This window comes from Clostridium sp. LIBA-8841, assembly GCF_034439435.1.
In the GTDB taxonomy this organism is placed as follows: Bacteria; Bacillota; Clostridia; order Clostridiales; family Clostridiaceae; genus Sarcina.
On sequence record NZ_JAPCKJ010000003.1, the window covers coordinates 76,338 to 91,515 of the forward strand.

The following is a 15,178-nucleotide window of genomic DNA, read 5'->3' on the forward strand; positions in this document are numbered from 1 at the left end:
AAAGCTATTTCCTACTTTACTGGTCTATTACCATATATAAATATTGTAATTACATTTAATACTATAGTAATCACTAAAAGAGTTCCTCCTGCAAATACCACGGCACCAATTGTATCCATAATAGCAGTCCAGTCTTCAATTTTCACCAAATAATTTACATAGAAAATTTGAAAAAATAATGAGGTAGCACATGCAATCATGCTCATAATAGATAGTAAGCCCCAATTTCTATTATTATGCTTTTTATGTTGTATAATGCTAATAACAGGAATTATCCAAGCAATTAAACCAAGAATTAAGCTAGCTGGATTAAGTAAAGTAATCATAATATTCTCCCTTCATTAAAAATTTAAAGTATTAATTTTTCTAAAAGTCCAACTCCATTTTAAGTATTCTTTTCTAGTCTTTCATTATAATTTTTTAAATCCTCACTTAATAAAAAGCTCTTTCTAAAATCACTTACTATTTTCTCATTCCTACTTATTATAAGTGTCTTCTCTCCATCCCAAGATATTATTTCCACCTCTGCAAGTGGATGTTGAATACTAACTGGATTTTTCCAAAGCTCCCCATTACCCTCTGCATAAGGAAGATCATATTTCATAACCTCTTTTAAGGATATCCCTTTCTTAAATCCACTTAATACACCCCAAATAAGTTGAAAATCTTCTGACTTAACTATCTCATCCAACTCACTTCCTGATAAAAAACAATATTCTCTTGATAACAGCTCATTAATCCTTTCATCCTTTGGATAAGCACAGCAGTCTGTAATAAGCCAATTAAACTCAGTATGAATATTATTAATAGCTAAAAATACCTTCTCTAAATCTGTATAATATTCTTCTCCTCTTTCTAGAACTAATCCTTTCAAGTTTCTCATCCCCTTCTAATATCCTATTTATATTAAACATATTCCTTTATTATTTAAAATAAAAGAAGGTTGCATATTTAGACAACCTTCTTTTATCAATAATAACCTTACTCAAATTTAATGATCCTATAGTCCTTCAAGCTCTCTAGCTTTCTCTTCTATCTTCTTTAATTCCTTATATGCGTGCTGAACCCTATCTTGTACAACATTAAGTTTCTCTAAATGCTCTATTGCTGCCTCTCTATAAATATCTCCAAGATCATTATCACACCAATTTGAGTTTTCAAGTTCATAGCCTTTAACCATTTCCTTGTCCTCATTATCCATATCATCAATATATGCCTTTAAAACATCAGATATATGTGTTAACTTAAATATTGCTTCTCCACTATATCCAGGCATTATATTTTTAAGAACTAATGTAGCTCCATCATCTCTAATTTCTATTTCTTGTTCTGGCAATTCTCCATCTAAAAGAACTGACTCCATCTTTTCAAAATCATCTATAAGTTTCTTTGCTTTTTTAGCTAATCTCATTTCCTTTGATTCCATTTTAAACTCCTCACTTTCTAGTCCAACTTTGAAGTTTTATTTATTCTATTATACTACATTACAACACTGCATTTCTGGATTGTCCACAAGTTTTAGAGTTATCTTTGAAAGATTAGTAACTCCACAAGCTTTTAGGTTATCCAAACAATTCTCTAATACTTTTTCAGTATTTTCAGAATTAACATCATAAGAATATGGCTTCATCTTACTTAAAGAGACCTCTTTATATCCTACCTCCTGAAGTACCTCACTTAAGTTTTTATCTAAATTAAAGGCTTCCAAAACACAACATAATTGAAAATAACCATACATCATGACACTATTCATTATTTCAGTTCCCCATATTTTATTGAAGAACTCCTTAAAGTTACTTTCCTTAGTCAATGGACTTGGTATATCCTTAATTATGTGGTATATCATCTCTTTTACCCTATTTAAGTTATTTTTTTTATCAACTTTTTTCCAATATGCAACAGCAAAGGAATTAGCAAAAAGCTCCTCATTAACACCATCCATGTCTACATTATTAATATCAACTAATACATGTCCAATTTCATGAATAATATTATACCAATGAAAATACAAATCAAACTTCTTTTGCACACTTTCTTCTCCAAAAAGCTGAGCAAAACCCATTTGTTCTTCCACTGTTCCTGTTTCATATTTCCCACTGATTATTTCATAACTCATAGATTCTCCCTCATTTCTTGTAACTTTCTAATACTCAAGAAAAATTTTCTTAAATACTTTTTATCCTGTGTCCCTCTTATATAATACTCTTAAAAGTTTATAAGTGTAATCATTTACTTTGCATATTTATATTTTATCACACCTAAATCACATTATAAAATTAACTAAGATTGAACTATTTGTATCATTTTGTATATATAGCAAAAAATAAAGAACTGTATCAAACTTAAAATAATAAAACTTACAAATTGAGATGAAAATAATACCCTTATAAGCTTTATTCTAAGTTTTTAATGATACAGCTCTTTAACATCTAGAATTTAAAATTTATGTCTAAAATTCATCGTAATTTATGCCAAAATCATTTTCAGGAAGATCTTTTGTCAGAATATAATAAGCAACTCCTATTAAAATAGGAACAATAAAAATTGATAAAGAAAATAAATAATATAAATTTAATAATTTCATAACAAAAACCTCCTTTTAATAATAAATAAATAACTAAATTATTTATTTATTAATAATATTATAACACCTCAAATCATAGATAAACAGACTGTTAACAAATTTTCTTTTATGTTATAATTAAGAGGTAGGTAATTTTATGAAGTTTTTCCTTATAATACACAAAAGCCTATATGCTAAAAACATACATATAGACCTTTTTTATTTAAGCTATTTTCTACTAACTTTCTTAATATTACAATCTTCTGATTGGAAAGAATAAATATAATTGTCCATTTTCCTTAGGATAATTATAATCAAATATAGCACCTGCTAATTTAATACCCTTTACTAAACTTTGTGTTTAAGTCACTTCCCATAAAACCTTATTACTTCATCTATTACCTAATAAAATTAGTAAGTACTCTCTCTTCTAATTCTGGTTTAAGAATGTTATTATCCTTACCTAATTCTATGCACTTCATTAACCATGCCATATTTCTACCTAAGACTCTCATTGTTTGCATACCTTCTAGGTCATTCCTTACATCCTCTGGGGTATATCCATGGACCATATTCCAATATTGAGAACTTACAACTGGCATATTAGATATTGTAAGATACTTGCTTAATTGATCTAAAGTTGAGGTTGTTCCAGCACGTCTAGCACTACATACAACTGCTCCTGGTTTAAATGCTAGATGTTTACCTCCACTATAAAATACTCTATCTAAAAAAGAAGTTATTGAACCTGATGCTGATGCATAATAAACTGGAGAACCAAATACAAATCCATCTGCATCCTTAGCCTTTTCCACAAAGTCATTTACAATATCCTTCATAAAGCATTCTCCTGTTTTTTTACATACACCACAGCCTATACATCCACCTATAGGTTTATTTCCTAATTGAAATATCTCAGTATCTATCCCATTCTCCTCTAAAGTTTTACTAACCTCTTGCAATGCTGTATAAGTGCATCCTTTCCTATTTGGACTTCCATTAACTAATAATACTTTCATTTTTGTACCTCCTTATTTTTAAACCACTTTATTATATTTTGGTTTTTACTTATTAATTCTTATTAATTTTTATTCCTAAATCTTCTTTTAATAAAATTATAAACCTTTGAGTTAACTTAAAGGCAAGAATTCTTTATTTTTCTTTAACTAAACTCTTAATGGCCTATATTTTAGTTGATTATTGATTTCATCTATCTTTTCAAATCTAACTTACATTTCTATCTAAAAATTAATACTAATTTAAAATAACTATTTTTAATAAGTTAATTAAATTGTCCCCTAATAATTCTGTAATTCTCAAAAAAAGAGGGCAAGATTGAATCCTGCCCTTCTACTTATACTAAGTTAATTTCAATTCATATAGTCTTACTTCATGTAACCTATAGCAAAGCTCTTTTAATTCTTCCTTTCTTTCTATAGGTGCTTCAAAATTAAAAGCTCTAATTCCAAATATCTCTCCACAATCATTAAGATTTATAAACTTCTTAATAATCTTATCTGTACTATTTCCTTTTACAAAAGCATTTAAATATTCTAACTTTCTCTCGAACCCTTGCTTTATATACCAATTATTTGCTTCTTCATCCTCTTGTGTCCATGCTTCAAATCGCCTTATTCCAAGTTCCATCAATCTCATCTTTGCATAATCAAGCATTTTAGTTGCAACAGAAAGATTTCTATACTCTGGCAAAACAGCTATGTTCCAAATTACTCCACCTAATTCACCTTTTAGATAACAAAGCTCTCCTTCTTTTCTCTCATATTCAATGTCAAGAATTCCTATTATCTTTCCATCCTTCTCAGCTACTATAGAAAGAGATGAATTTTTATAAAGCTCTTTTTCTCTTCTTATATCATCAAAATATGAAGTGTTCAAAAAAGAAAGCATTCTACAACATACCCATCCCTTCTCATCTTCACCTCTATACTCCCTAATAACCATATATCCACTCCTAAAATCAATATTAGGTATAAATAAACTTAAATTACTCGTTAAGGAAGTCTTCTAACCAGTTTATGGCTTCCTCTCTTCCCATAGGTGCACAATGACCATGTACATATGTTTCAAAGTCAATTTCCTTAACCTTATTTATGTAAGCTTCTAATTTATCCTTATCATACTTTTCCTTCTTTCCATAGAAGTCTATGCAGTCTGCATCTCCCACAAAAAGAACCTTATCTTCTTTTATATAAACTATAGATGAATCCTCTTCATGAGGCCCTCCAACTAGCTCCATGTCACAATTAATATTTCCTAAATCTAGGCTTAATTTCTTATCATATATAATATCAGCAGTTTCCACCTTTATCTTACTTCTATCTGGATACTCTATACGAATATGTTCATCACAAAACTCTATTTCCTCTCCACTTTCAAGACGTTCCTTCATAGCCTCTTCTGTCCATTCCCAAGCTTTCATATTCTCTAGCTTTTTATTAGTTAGTTTATTAGCTATCACTTGTCCATCAAAAGCACAAATAGCATATGTATGATCCCAATGCCAATGAGTTATTACTGCAATCTCTGGCTTTTCAAGTCCTCTTTCCTTTAATCCTTCATAGAAAAGCTCTAAATGAGCAGGTGAGTTTCCAGTATCAATCATAATTGAAAACTTATCCCCTTTAACATATCCTAAAGTGGGTCTATCACTATGAGAATCATTTTGCATATAATATACATTTTTGCTTAATTCCTTTAATATCATCTTTCTCTCTCCTCTTAATTTCATCCTAAATAGTTATTTAAATCTTATTTGTTCTCTAATACTTTTTATTAAATTAATTTATCTTAATCTGAGAGTTTCTTAAATCTCTTTTTAATCTATTTCAGTAAATTTCTATATAACCAATATCAATTTTTAATTGTCTTTTTTATTCACCTAATCATTTTATCTATATTAATACTAACTCTCTAAAGACTCAATTTCATAAAGCTTTGTAGGACTTCCCCACTTATCTATATCAAGTCCAATTTCACGAAATCCCATTTTTTCATAAAGCTGAATATGATCTGTACTTATATAAACCTTATTATAACCCAATTTATGAGCATATCTTCTTCCATGACTTATTAACTTTTCACTTAATCTCTGTCCCCTATGCTTCTCATCAATAAACAAAGTTGCAATCCAAGGAGTAAGCTCAATATTCCTAATTGGTTCATTCTTAATAAATTGATAAAAACCAATTATCTCTTCACCCTTAAGCATTACAAAACTCTGTGGTACTTTTCCCTTTAATGAAATTCCAAGCTCTAATTGTTCCTGAAAAAATGGTTTAACTCCCCATCCACAATTCTCTACATATTTTAAAACCCTATCCTTTAAGTGAAGATTTTCTTCAACTGAAAGTATTTTATATCCTTCTATCATATACACCTCTTAATTTAAATTACTATGAAAAAGTTTACTTAAATTATACACCATTGAAAATAAATTTTCCGCTCTTCTTCCATTTCTTAATATTAATGTTACAATGAAAGGGTACATAATTTACATGATTTTTCATGATTTACATTAAGAGGTGATTCTTATATGACTTTAATATTTATTGTGTTACTTATGGATTTATTATTTCCATTTATAATAGCTATTCCCTATAAGAGATATAGTCATAAAAAGGCAGTAATGAGCATGCTAGGCACTAAAAAAAACCCCTTAGGTTGGCTTTATAACCTCTGGATGGTTATATCAGGTTTTGTAATGATCTACTTTGGGTACGTATTATTTTCATACTACAACTCCCTTGAACACTCCCTAGCCCTTGCTCTTTTATTTTTATTTTTTCTATATGGTATTGGAGATGAAATTATATCAGGTCTTTTCACCTTAAATGAAAATAAGGAAGAGATAACTCTTTCTTCTAATATTCACGGTATAGGTTCTGCCTTAGGATTTATATCACTTCAATTTGCCCCCTTAGTTCTTGCTCTTTTGCAGTTTGAATCTAAGGAAACACTTTTAGGAATTTCCAGTATTATATTCTTTATGCTAAGCTTAATCTCCTTTGCATTCTTTGCTCTAGGAGAAAAACCTAAGTTTCAAAACACATTTTTATCCTTAGAAGGCTTATGGCAAAGACTTGCCCTACTATTTATGTATTGTCCATTTATAATTTGGATTTTATATAATTAATTTGTTAACTTTATTTCTCTTATGAATATTATTTTTGAATTTGAATATATTAATAAGCGGGTTATAAAGTCAAATATTTTCTCAAGGTTGATAAAGGTGTATTAAAATGCATTTACCTTGGCAATACCTATTTGAATGAACTTGAAAAATGCTAGATAGTTTAAAACTATCTAGCATTTTCATTTTAAAGCTTATTTGAAAATTTAACTTTTTGATCATGTTTTAAACTATTGTTGCTTTTTAGATATAACAGTAAGTCTAGCTAGAAACACAAACTTAAAACAGTACTTATTTTTAATATAAAAAAATAGAGTAAATCTATATAATAAATTTTGTATTTTTTACTTTTATTGGTATATAATGAAAGGAGAATTTAATTGTGGCTGGTGATAATTATGAAAACTATAGTTGATATATCAAATAATACTGTCATGGTAGGTGCAAAAATATATATTGAAGCCTACTCTAAAGAACCTTGGAATGAAAATCGTGAAATAGATTCAATATGCAGTTACATAAAAAGATTTCTTTTAGGAAACATGAATTTTGGATGGTTACTCTATGAAGATAACATTGCTATTGGAATAATTTTAGGAAGCATAATTCCTGCAATAGATGGTGATTATTTTAGAATTGAGGATTTATGCATATCTCCAGATAAACAAAATCTAGGTAATGGAAGTGAATTTTTAAAGCTAACCTCTGAGAAATTACTAACTTATGATATAGATTCTATTTTATTAAATACAGTTAAAGGGTTTCCTTCATGTAAATTTTATCTTAAGAATGGTTTTAATGAAATAAGCTCCTCAGCTCTATTTTGCTTAGAGTTAAATAATGAAAACTATTAATAATAAAAAGGTAGTCAATCTAAGCTTATTTACTCTAATTAAGAAAATTTTCTTTATAAAGTTTTCTTAATTTCAGTATTCTTTCTTAAGGACTACCTTATTACATAAAATTATACTTAACTTTTTACCTTTAATTGATATTATTTCTTTATAAAAACTTTTCTAAACTCTTAATGCGTTTCTAAAAGTTTAACTTTATAAACCTTATTAATTTTAGCAGGCCAGCCTTCTTCAATATCCCCGTCATAAATAACCTCTATCTTGTCTCCTTCTTTAATACAATCTACTGTATTTTTCTTTCCACTCCTATCAAATATATCAGCTCCAGAAGTGTTTACAAGAATAAGTTCATTTTCATAATTGACCAAAAGTCCATAATCAATTGTTCTAGCAACATCAGCTGTTAAGCTTTTTTCTTCCCTACCAAAAAGTAGAAATCCTGCGAAGAATATCATCAAAACAACTAAAATTCCAATAAAAACCTTCTTCATCTGTTTCTCCTTTGCTTATTCTATTAAATTATATTTATAAAATCTTATTTAGAGTTATCTCCCTCCTAACTCTAAATAAACATCTTTTTTTATTATATATATGAAATTCATCTTCTGTCATGTTCTGTCACGTTCTGTAATAGACCTTCATTGAATAATAGCTTTCATTTCCATATTAAACCATAGTTGTTTCTGTGATTATTTAGATAATACGTTTACTGAAATAAAAAATAATATTAATTAGTTATTTCTATAGCCTAACTCTTAATCCATCTAATAATCTTGTTTGAAAAATACCCTAAAGCCTCACATATGGTATAAAAAACAATATACCCTATGGCTGAAGAATTAAAAAATATTAAAGCAACAACTATAAAACTAACAGCTGAAACTATGTATGGAAAAACTATTCCCATATGTTTCTTACTTATCATAATCCCTTGAAGGAAAAATAATATTGGAAAGATGATTATTAAGCTTGCTATTAAAAGTCCCTTTAAATCTAATGTGCCTAATTGGGCTAAATCCAGTGATAAGAAAGCAGATAGAAGAAACATAATTAGGGCTGGAAAAAATACCACTACTCCATTTCTCTTATTTAATCCTCTCTCCTCATTCAAATCTAAAATCCTCCCCTTAAAAATATTTAACAGTCTCACTTTCAAGCTATATTCTAAATATAAATATAACTATAACTAATAATATTATAAATATATTCTCTCCAAAGTATATATATCCTCTAAAAAAGTAAAGAATTCTATAAAAGACTGCCTGGTTCCCATAATAATCTTTATACCATATTAGCAAAAGTACGATAGTACTTTATTCTAAAATACTTTTTTATAAAAACTCAATAAAATTTACAAATTTTAGTAATACACTTAAGAATTCAAGCATATAAATATCATAGTAGGGGAGTTTTTTGATAATGTACTAATTTGTCTGTTTCTTCATGAATTATGCAAAAAAAACTTCTCACAACATATTTGCCAAACTCTACATCAAATAAAATCTTAATATTTACCTAACCTAATTTGAGACTACTTTAATAAAAAGGTAGTCTCTACACCTTTTTAAATTGAATTACATGCTATTTTAAAAATTCTAACTAATCTAATACAAAAATAGAACCTACTTTTATTAAAAGTAAGCTCTATATTTTTTACTTCAATCTATTTATTTTTAAATCTTCTCGCCTGTTATAGATTTAAACTTCTAAAATTAGTTTCTCTCATTATTGTAGCTTTAAAACATCTATATAATTTTCCTCTTATTTTGTCCCTGCTTAAAAACTTATTATGCTTGGCTTGCCCAATCTGCTGGGTAAGTTACATATATAAATCTAGCATAATCTGGAACTGAGAATTGAATCTTTGATCCTTTTGGAATTAAGATAAGTTCTCCAGCATCTGCTGAAACCTTTCTTCCATCTATTATTATGTCTAGATGACCTTCTATAACATAGTCAATTTCATCATAGTTTAAAGTCCAGTCAAAAGTAGTTTCCTTCATTTCCATGATTCCAGCACCTAATCTTGGGCTTTCTTCTAATGTAAATAAGTCTTTAGTATAAACTACATCTCCTGATTTTCCTGTATCCATTCTGTTTGACTCATCAACCTTAACTGTTGGAAGCTTCACTGACATTATTCCACTTTTATCTTTATTTCTTATAAAGTCAACTGAATCATTATTACAAGCTCCAGCAAGCTTTTCTTCAATTATTTGTCTTACTAGTTTTTCTAATAAATCTTTACTTATGTTTTCCATAACTATTTAGTCTCCTTTACTTTTACTTTTCCTAAAGTTTTGTTTGCTATAAACATTGCAAGGATAACTGCTGTGATACCACCAACTAATTTAGCAACTATCATAGGGAATATCATATCTGCATTAAATCCAGCTGTAAATCCTAAGTGATCACCAAATACGAAAGAAGCTGATACTGCAAAAGCAATGTTTATAATCTTTCCTCTGTCATCCATGTCTTTTAACATACCAAACATTGGAATATTGTTTGCTAAGCTGGCAACCATACCTGCTGCAGCTATTTCATTCATTCCTAATACTTTTCCAAGAGCCATTAAAGGTTTCTTGAATACTTTAGTTATTATATAAACTAGTGGGAATGCTCCAGCTAAAACTATAGCAATGTCTCCAACTATTCCTATACCTTCGCTTATTGGATTCATTCCTGGAATTATTACTATTCCTGTTAAAGCTTCTATAATAGCAGCTGCTAAAGCTAAAGTTATGATTATAACAACTCCTTTTCCAAAGTAAGTAAATCCTTTAATCATAGCCTTTTCAGCTTTCATTAATCCTATAGCTATTAGAATTGCAAATATTATGATTGGAACTAAGTTTTTAAGAACCATCATTACTGGGAAACCTGCAACTAAACCTCCAACGAAAGCTCCTATTGGTATAGTTATTATCCCAGCTAAAATTCCTGTTGCTAAGAATTTATGATCTTTCTTTTCTATGATTCCTAATGATACTGGTATTGTAAATACTACAGTGGCTCCCATCATAGCTCCTACGATTAATCCACTGAACATACCTGCTTGTGGGTCTTGTGCTAAGCTTGCTGCAAGAGGTGCTCCTCCCATATCATTTGCAAGAATTGAACCTGCAAACATTGCTGGGTCTGCTCCTAAAGCATTAAATGCTGGTGTTACTATTGGCCCTAGAACATTAGCAAGTACTGGTGCTAAACAGATAACTCCAACCATGGCTAAAGCTAGTGCTCCCATAGCCATAATACCTTCTTCAAACTTTTCACCTATTCCAAACTTGTTTCCAAAACATTTGTCTATAGCTCCTAAAGCCATACAAATAACCATTATATAGATTATAACTTGGTTAATACTACTCATTTCTCTTCCCCCTTATTCTCAAAATTATTTTATGTCTTTCACTTTAAGTCCAAGTTCATACATCTCAAGTGATTAATCATAAATAAATTGAGTCTACTCAATAATATTTAAATTATTTTAATTTATTTAATTAAGTTCTTTGCTATTTCACTATGTACAAAAGGAATTATTGAAACATTTATAATATCCTTATCCTGTAAAATAGCTTGTCCTTCCCTCATTCCATTTTCTACACTGCTTAAATCTCCTGAAACTATATATACAAGCTTTCCTCCAATCCCAAAAGCTAACTGAAGTTTAACTAAGTTAACATCACTGCTTTTTAAGGTCTTATCTAAAGCTAATATACCTGATGAAACTTTTCCTGTTTCCATTATTCCAATTGATTTATCTTCTATATTTTTTTGAGAATATTTTCCCTTAAGGGCCTTTATTATATCATCATGAATAGAGTTTATAATAAAACTCCCAACTAGATATTTTTCTCCAAGACTTTCTCCAAACTCTATGGCCTCCTTAACCTCTCCAGCATCTCCATTAACAATCAAAAAGAATTTTCCTGGACATATGCTCTTAAGGTAAGAGACCTCTACAAAAGACTTTTTAACAACTTCATTTGAGACCTCAATGCCCTTGCTGATACTTCTAAACTCTAAAGCTCCAATGCTTTTATTCATATGAAACCCTCCAAACTTAAGCACCCTTTTGCTTTTCCCTAATATGTAAGTTCCAGATCCTAAACTTTTAAATAGAACTTTAAATTAAGTAGATGCCAAAATTTATCTAAAAATCAACACCAAGCTAAAACTTGCTTAAAAGTCTATTAATCTTCTAGGTCTATAGAATCAACAATACCAACTATTGCAGCATCTATAGGAACTTCTCTATTTCCAATTGATTGTCTTGCAGCACCACCCTTAGTTATAAGAACAGTGTCTCCGGTACCAGCACCAACATTATCAACGGCTACAAATAAGCCTTCCTTCTCCTTATGTTTACTTATAAGGATTTTAACTATTAAAAACTTTTGTCCATTTAGTTTTTCGTCTTTTCTAGTTGCCCACACATTTCCTACTACTTTTCCTAGTTCCATAATACTCTCACTCCTAATTCTTCTATTGATACTTTCCTAAGTGAAACTCCAAATCTTGGATTTGGCAATTTGAAGTTACACAACGTGTACTCCTACAAACATAGTGCGTAGTAAGTTTCTTTATTTTCAAATATGGATAACTCTAAAAACCCTTTAAGAAAGCCTTCTATGAAAAATCTTACTTATGTCTCTATCTCTGTTTATATAAAATAAAAAAATGGACATAATTTTAATCCTACAGTTTTAAGTGTTGGCATATATTCATTATTTATAGGTTAATCTTCTATTAGATACTTTCCCTTTATGATCCTAAAAGTCATCCATATTTAAAAAACTTAAGTTACTCTAAGAAAGCACAACGTTCAAATTATTTATGCGTATATAGTCCTTTGCTAACGGAGTAATTATAGCCTTTTTACTAACTATTAAAGTTCTTACTCCACTTATGTGAGGCTTTCTTAGATCACTTTCTGATACTAACCTTTTATTTGAAAGATTTATTGTGAACTTATCTTCAACAATAGAAGTTTCTAAGTTCTTTTCTCCTTCAAATTGCTTTTTTTCTTCACACAGGCAAACATTTTCATTTATTTTACACTTGATCTCGTTACAAGAAGCAAGCCTTTCTTCTTTGTTTCCTATTAAAATCTTGTTTAAGTCATCAATAACTTCTATACCATAGGCTAGAAGTTCCTCTTCAAACTTAATATATTTATTATATAAAACTTTTGGAGCTGTATTTTTGTACTTTCTGTACTCTATACCCTCCTCAAGAATATAAACTTTCTTACCTTTTAAAAGCATTTCTAAAGCAAAATTTTCTGACTTTGTTGTACATGTTCCTTGGGCAATATTGCTAAGACCTTTAATACAAAGCTTTGATATAAGTAAAATATCACAGTCCTTGCATTCTGATGTTAATGGATTGATATCAAATTCTCTTAAAGCCTTTCTATAAAAATCAACATTGCTCTCTCCAATTACCACAATAGACTTTTTCTTTTCTAAAGAATTGCCTTCCTTATTTTCCTCTTGAATTCTTTTGTATATTTCATCCACTAAAAATTCAATCAGCTTTTCATAATCCATATTAATTTTTACCTCCCTTCCATTTAGAGGTTTGATTTAACTTTTCTTACATATAGTTTTAATATCTATTAAGTTTAAATAAACTCTTTATTTTTAAATAATCTCTACCTACTCTAGTGAGTTCTATAGATATTTATTATTTATCATCTTTTCCAACTATTAAAGCGTAAGTTCCTTTTGAAAATCCACAAGCATTAGCTTCATCATAGTCAATATGCATAAAGGTTCTATACTTGTCACTAACTCTTACAACAACATCATCAAATATTAGAGGTCTTTTTCCTAAAACCTTGGCTCTAACAATTTCATTGTTATAAACTCCAAATTTCTTTGCATCCTCTGGTGTCATATGTATGTGTCTCTTAGCAACCATTAATCCTTTACTTAAAGCAATAGAAGCTCTATCTGTTGAAATTGTTATTCCTGCAGTATCTTCTAAATCTCCACTTAATTTGACTGGAGGTATAACTCCTAAGTTTAAAGCATCTGTAAATGAGATCTCTACTTGTGTTTCATCTCTAGGTGGTCCTAAAACCACAACATTTTCTATATTTCCTCTCGGTCCTGATATAGTAACTCTCTCTTTACAAACGTACTGACCTGGTTGAGATAAATCTTTTACCTTAGTTAACTCATGTCCCTCTCCAAAAAGTATTTTTACATGCTCTGGCTTTAAATGGACATGTCTACCTGAAGCCTCAACTTCTATAAAAGCCTCATCCTTAACTCTTCTAACTACTTCTTCTATAATATCATGTAATAGATTGTCCATAGCTTCCTCCTATTTCTCGTACTTTCCTGTTCTAACTTTAAAGATCATAATCCAAAATACTGAGGATAGTCTATTTAAAGCTCTAATTAAATCTTCTCTTTCAACTTGTCCATATTGACCCTTAAAAGCTTCATAAGCTGAAATCTCTGTTTCTCTTGTTAAGGTTCTTAAAACATTTAATTCAGCCACTACTTCACCCATCTCATAAGTTGGCATTTCATGTCCTATACCAAAGTATTTCTTAGGGTTATGTGATTTTTCTCTAAGCTCCTTTTCTGTCATTCCTTGAAGATAAAATCCTTCTAAAGGTTCACTTAAAACCTCACATCTTAATATTCTACCTGTAAAAGCTAATATTTCTTGAAGGTCATCCACAAGCTTATTCATTCCCTGCTTATGACAAATAACTTGAGTTTCTATGATTCTTGCTTCAAGAGAATCTATCTTTCCTCTGAATATTATTCTCTTATGATCTTTAAATACAAGAAGATTTCCAGTTAGATGTGTCATATGCTCTGGCTTTTCATCTAACTTTGCTCCAAAAACAGTTTCATATTTGTATTCTTTTTCTTTAACGACTTCTCTAATTATCTCTTTAGGTTCTGTTTCTTTATTTAATTTTTCCTCTTCAGAATTAACATAAACTAAATTTATATTATGTTCAGCTAAATAAGATTTGGCAGATGGAGTTATTATCTCTCCCTTAACAACCTTAAACTCCTTTAAGGCTTTCAGGTCTTCTCTGCTTAATCTTTTTCTTACCTCACCTTCTGTCAAAACAGCCATTTTATCACATCCCCTATTAGATGTATAAAAGGGATTACATAAAAATTTTTTTAAAATTCAGAGGGATCTTTTACTCCCTCTGAATTAAGTCTTATTTATGTAACCCCTAATTACAACTTTCTATTATTCAACTCTTGCTGCTTTTGGTAATATAGCATCAACTTCGAAGTGTGGTCTTGGGATTACATGTACTGAAAGTAATTCTCCAACTCTTTCTGCAGCAGCAGCTCCAGCGTCAGTAGCAGCTTTAACAGCTCCAACGTCTCCTCTAACCATAACAGTTACTAGTCCTCCACCAACTTGTTCTTTTCCTACTAATTGAACATTTGCAGCTTTAACCATTGCGTCAGCAGCCTCTATTGCTGCTACTAATCCTTTAGTTTCGATCATTCCTAATGCATTTCCGTTTGCCATAATAAATTCCTCCTCAAAATATCCTTCTTAATTCTTTTAATTTTGTTTTTAATTTAATTTTAAACTTTTTTGGTTAAAATTTCACAT

21 protein-coding genes are annotated in these 15,178 nt (G+C 29.6%); 2 read left to right on the top strand and 19 right to left on the bottom strand.

Going from position 1 to position 15,178, the window contains the following annotated elements; translation table 11 throughout:
- Window positions 1-11: 11 nt before the first annotated feature.
- The 9 genes from OIF33_RS08940 to OIF33_RS08980 form a co-directional block, all read right to left on the bottom strand.
- Window positions 12-326 carry a hypothetical protein gene (locus tag OIF33_RS08940; protein ID WP_322503900.1) on the bottom strand — a complete coding sequence of 105 codons (315 nt, stop codon included), beginning with the start codon at window positions 324-326 and terminating at the stop codon, window positions 12-14.
- Between the two features lie 59 nt (window positions 327-385).
- Complete coding sequence (locus OIF33_RS08945; protein WP_322503901.1) at window positions 386-874, bottom strand: DUF2691 family protein; 489 nt, start codon at window positions 872-874, stop codon at window positions 386-388.
- Between the two features lie 126 nt (window positions 875-1,000).
- Entirely contained in the window at window positions 1,001-1,426 is a 426-nt protein-coding gene (locus tag OIF33_RS08950; RefSeq protein ID WP_322503902.1) for a hypothetical protein, read from the bottom strand.
- Window positions 1,427-1,474: 48 nt separating this feature from the next.
- Entirely contained in the window at window positions 1,475-2,116 is a 642-nt protein-coding gene (locus OIF33_RS08955; RefSeq protein ID WP_322503903.1) for a hypothetical protein, read from the bottom strand.
- A gap of 333 nt (window positions 2,117-2,449) precedes the next feature.
- Window positions 2,450-2,584, bottom strand: a complete 135-nt coding sequence (locus tag OIF33_RS08960; RefSeq protein WP_322503904.1) for a hypothetical protein — start codon at window positions 2,582-2,584, stop codon at window positions 2,450-2,452.
- Between the two features lie 377 nt (window positions 2,585-2,961).
- Window positions 2,962-3,582: a flavodoxin family protein gene (locus tag OIF33_RS08965; RefSeq protein ID WP_322503905.1), complete on the bottom strand. Its 621-nt coding sequence runs from the start codon at window positions 3,580-3,582 to the stop codon at window positions 2,962-2,964.
- Between the two features lie 340 nt (window positions 3,583-3,922).
- Complete coding sequence (locus OIF33_RS08970) at window positions 3,923-4,525, bottom strand: GNAT family N-acetyltransferase (RefSeq protein ID WP_322503906.1); 603 nt, start codon at window positions 4,523-4,525, stop codon at window positions 3,923-3,925.
- A 43-nt stretch (window positions 4,526-4,568) separates the two neighbouring features.
- The gene (locus OIF33_RS08975) at window positions 4,569-5,288 is read right to left on the bottom strand and encodes an MBL fold metallo-hydrolase (protein ID WP_322503907.1); all 720 of its coding nucleotides are present in this window, start codon (window positions 5,286-5,288) and stop codon (window positions 4,569-4,571) included.
- 198 nt (window positions 5,289-5,486) lie between these two features.
- Window positions 5,487-5,954: a GNAT family N-acetyltransferase gene (locus tag OIF33_RS08980; RefSeq protein ID WP_322503908.1), complete on the bottom strand. Its 468-nt coding sequence runs from the start codon at window positions 5,952-5,954 to the stop codon at window positions 5,487-5,489.
- A gap of 162 nt (window positions 5,955-6,116) precedes the next feature.
- Between OIF33_RS08980 and OIF33_RS08985 the strand changes: the two genes are divergently transcribed.
- Window positions 6,117-6,716 (top strand): DUF998 domain-containing protein, encoded by a 600-nt coding sequence (locus OIF33_RS08985; protein WP_322503909.1) that lies wholly within the window; start codon window positions 6,117-6,119, stop codon window positions 6,714-6,716.
- 395 nt (window positions 6,717-7,111) lie between these two features.
- Window positions 7,112-7,567 carry a GNAT family N-acetyltransferase gene (locus tag OIF33_RS08990; protein WP_322503910.1) on the top strand — a complete coding sequence of 152 codons (456 nt, stop codon included), beginning with the start codon at window positions 7,112-7,114 and terminating at the stop codon, window positions 7,565-7,567.
- A 170-nt stretch (window positions 7,568-7,737) separates the two neighbouring features.
- On the opposite strand, the gene OIF33_RS08995 is transcribed toward OIF33_RS08990, so the two are convergent.
- The 10 genes from OIF33_RS08995 to eutM all read right to left on the bottom strand — a co-directional run bounded on the left by OIF33_RS08995 (window position 7,738) and on the right by eutM (window position 15,091).
- Complete coding sequence (locus OIF33_RS08995) at window positions 7,738-8,058, bottom strand: hypothetical protein (RefSeq protein ID WP_322503911.1); 321 nt, start codon at window positions 8,056-8,058, stop codon at window positions 7,738-7,740.
- Between the two features lie 257 nt (window positions 8,059-8,315).
- Window positions 8,316-8,678 (bottom strand): hypothetical protein, encoded by a 363-nt coding sequence (locus OIF33_RS09000; protein WP_322503912.1) that lies wholly within the window; start codon window positions 8,676-8,678, stop codon window positions 8,316-8,318.
- A gap of 676 nt (window positions 8,679-9,354) precedes the next feature.
- Complete coding sequence (locus tag OIF33_RS09005) at window positions 9,355-9,828, bottom strand: cupin domain-containing protein (RefSeq protein ID WP_322503913.1); 474 nt, start codon at window positions 9,826-9,828, stop codon at window positions 9,355-9,357.
- A 2-nt stretch (window positions 9,829-9,830) separates the two neighbouring features.
- Window positions 9,831-10,937, bottom strand: a complete 1,107-nt coding sequence (gene eutH / locus OIF33_RS09010) for an ethanolamine utilization protein EutH (RefSeq protein WP_322503914.1) — start codon at window positions 10,935-10,937, stop codon at window positions 9,831-9,833.
- A gap of 122 nt (window positions 10,938-11,059) precedes the next feature.
- The gene (locus OIF33_RS09015; RefSeq protein WP_322503915.1) at window positions 11,060-11,614 is read right to left on the bottom strand and encodes an ethanolamine utilization microcompartment shell protein; all 555 of its coding nucleotides are present in this window, start codon (window positions 11,612-11,614) and stop codon (window positions 11,060-11,062) included.
- Between the two features lie 146 nt (window positions 11,615-11,760).
- Window positions 11,761-12,030 carry a EutN/CcmL family microcompartment protein gene (locus tag OIF33_RS09020; RefSeq protein WP_322503916.1) on the bottom strand — a complete coding sequence of 90 codons (270 nt, stop codon included), beginning with the start codon at window positions 12,028-12,030 and terminating at the stop codon, window positions 11,761-11,763.
- Window positions 12,031-12,375: 345 nt separating this feature from the next.
- Entirely contained in the window at window positions 12,376-13,119 is a 744-nt protein-coding gene (locus tag OIF33_RS09025) for a TIGR02536 family ethanolamine utilization protein (protein WP_322503917.1), read from the bottom strand.
- 136 nt (window positions 13,120-13,255) lie between these two features.
- On the bottom strand, window positions 13,256-13,891 hold the full coding sequence (eutD, locus tag OIF33_RS09030; protein WP_322503918.1) for an ethanolamine utilization phosphate acetyltransferase EutD: 636 nt from the start codon (window positions 13,889-13,891) through the stop codon (window positions 13,256-13,258).
- A gap of 9 nt (window positions 13,892-13,900) precedes the next feature.
- A complete protein-coding gene (locus OIF33_RS09035; protein ID WP_322503919.1) occupies window positions 13,901-14,677 on the bottom strand; it encodes a cobalamin adenosyltransferase in 777 nt (258 codons plus the stop codon).
- Between the two features lie 123 nt (window positions 14,678-14,800).
- Window positions 14,801-15,091: an ethanolamine utilization microcompartment protein EutM gene (eutM, locus tag OIF33_RS09040; protein WP_322503920.1), complete on the bottom strand. Its 291-nt coding sequence runs from the start codon at window positions 15,089-15,091 to the stop codon at window positions 14,801-14,803.
- Between the last annotated feature and the right edge of the window lie 87 nt (window positions 15,092-15,178).

Excerpts from the sequence above, each read along its gene's own strand:
- OIF33_RS09020 (WP_322503916.1), bottom strand. The coding sequence starts at position 12,030 with ATGGAACTAGGAAAAGTAGTAGGAAATGTGTGGGCAACTAGAAAAGAC.
- eutM (WP_322503920.1), bottom strand. The coding sequence starts at position 15,091 with ATGGCAAACGGAAATGCATTAGGAATGATCGAAACTAAAGGATTAGTA.
- OIF33_RS08965 (WP_322503905.1), bottom strand. The coding sequence starts at position 3,582 with ATGAAAGTATTATTAGTTAATGGAAGTCCAAATAGGAAAGGATGCACT.
- OIF33_RS08955 (WP_322503903.1), bottom strand. The coding sequence starts at position 2,116 with ATGAGTTATGAAATAATCAGTGGGAAATATGAAACAGGAACAGTGGAA.
- OIF33_RS09005 (WP_322503913.1), bottom strand. The coding sequence starts at position 9,828 with ATGGAAAACATAAGTAAAGATTTATTAGAAAAACTAGTAAGACAAATA.
- OIF33_RS08995 (WP_322503911.1), bottom strand. The coding sequence starts at position 8,058 with ATGAAGAAGGTTTTTATTGGAATTTTAGTTGTTTTGATGATATTCTTC.
- OIF33_RS09035 (WP_322503919.1), bottom strand. The coding sequence starts at position 14,677 with ATGGCTGTTTTGACAGAAGGTGAGGTAAGAAAAAGATTAAGCAGAGAA.
- OIF33_RS08980 (WP_322503908.1), bottom strand. The coding sequence starts at position 5,954 with ATGATAGAAGGATATAAAATACTTTCAGTTGAAGAAAATCTTCACTTA.
- OIF33_RS08950 (WP_322503902.1), bottom strand. The coding sequence starts at position 1,426 with ATGGAATCAAAGGAAATGAGATTAGCTAAAAAAGCAAAGAAACTTATA.
- OIF33_RS09015 (WP_322503915.1), bottom strand. The coding sequence starts at position 11,614 with ATGAATAAAAGCATTGGAGCTTTAGAGTTTAGAAGTATCAGCAAGGGC.
- eutH (WP_322503914.1), bottom strand. The coding sequence starts at position 10,937 with ATGAGTAGTATTAACCAAGTTATAATCTATATAATGGTTATTTGTATG.
- OIF33_RS09025 (WP_322503917.1), bottom strand. The coding sequence starts at position 13,119 with ATGGATTATGAAAAGCTGATTGAATTTTTAGTGGATGAAATATACAAA.
- OIF33_RS08985 (WP_322503909.1), top strand. The coding sequence starts at position 6,117 with ATGACTTTAATATTTATTGTGTTACTTATGGATTTATTATTTCCATTT.
- OIF33_RS08975 (WP_322503907.1), bottom strand. The coding sequence starts at position 5,288 with ATGATATTAAAGGAATTAAGCAAAAATGTATATTATATGCAAAATGAT.
- OIF33_RS08970 (WP_322503906.1), bottom strand. The coding sequence starts at position 4,525 with ATGGTTATTAGGGAGTATAGAGGTGAAGATGAGAAGGGATGGGTATGT.
- OIF33_RS08990 (WP_322503910.1), top strand. The coding sequence starts at position 7,112 with ATGAAAACTATAGTTGATATATCAAATAATACTGTCATGGTAGGTGCA.
- eutD (WP_322503918.1), bottom strand. The coding sequence starts at position 13,891 with ATGGACAATCTATTACATGATATTATAGAAGAAGTAGTTAGAAGAGTT.
- OIF33_RS08940 (WP_322503900.1), bottom strand. The coding sequence starts at position 326 with ATGATTACTTTACTTAATCCAGCTAGCTTAATTCTTGGTTTAATTGCT.
- OIF33_RS08960 (WP_322503904.1), bottom strand. The coding sequence starts at position 2,584 with ATGAAATTATTAAATTTATATTATTTATTTTCTTTATCAATTTTTATT.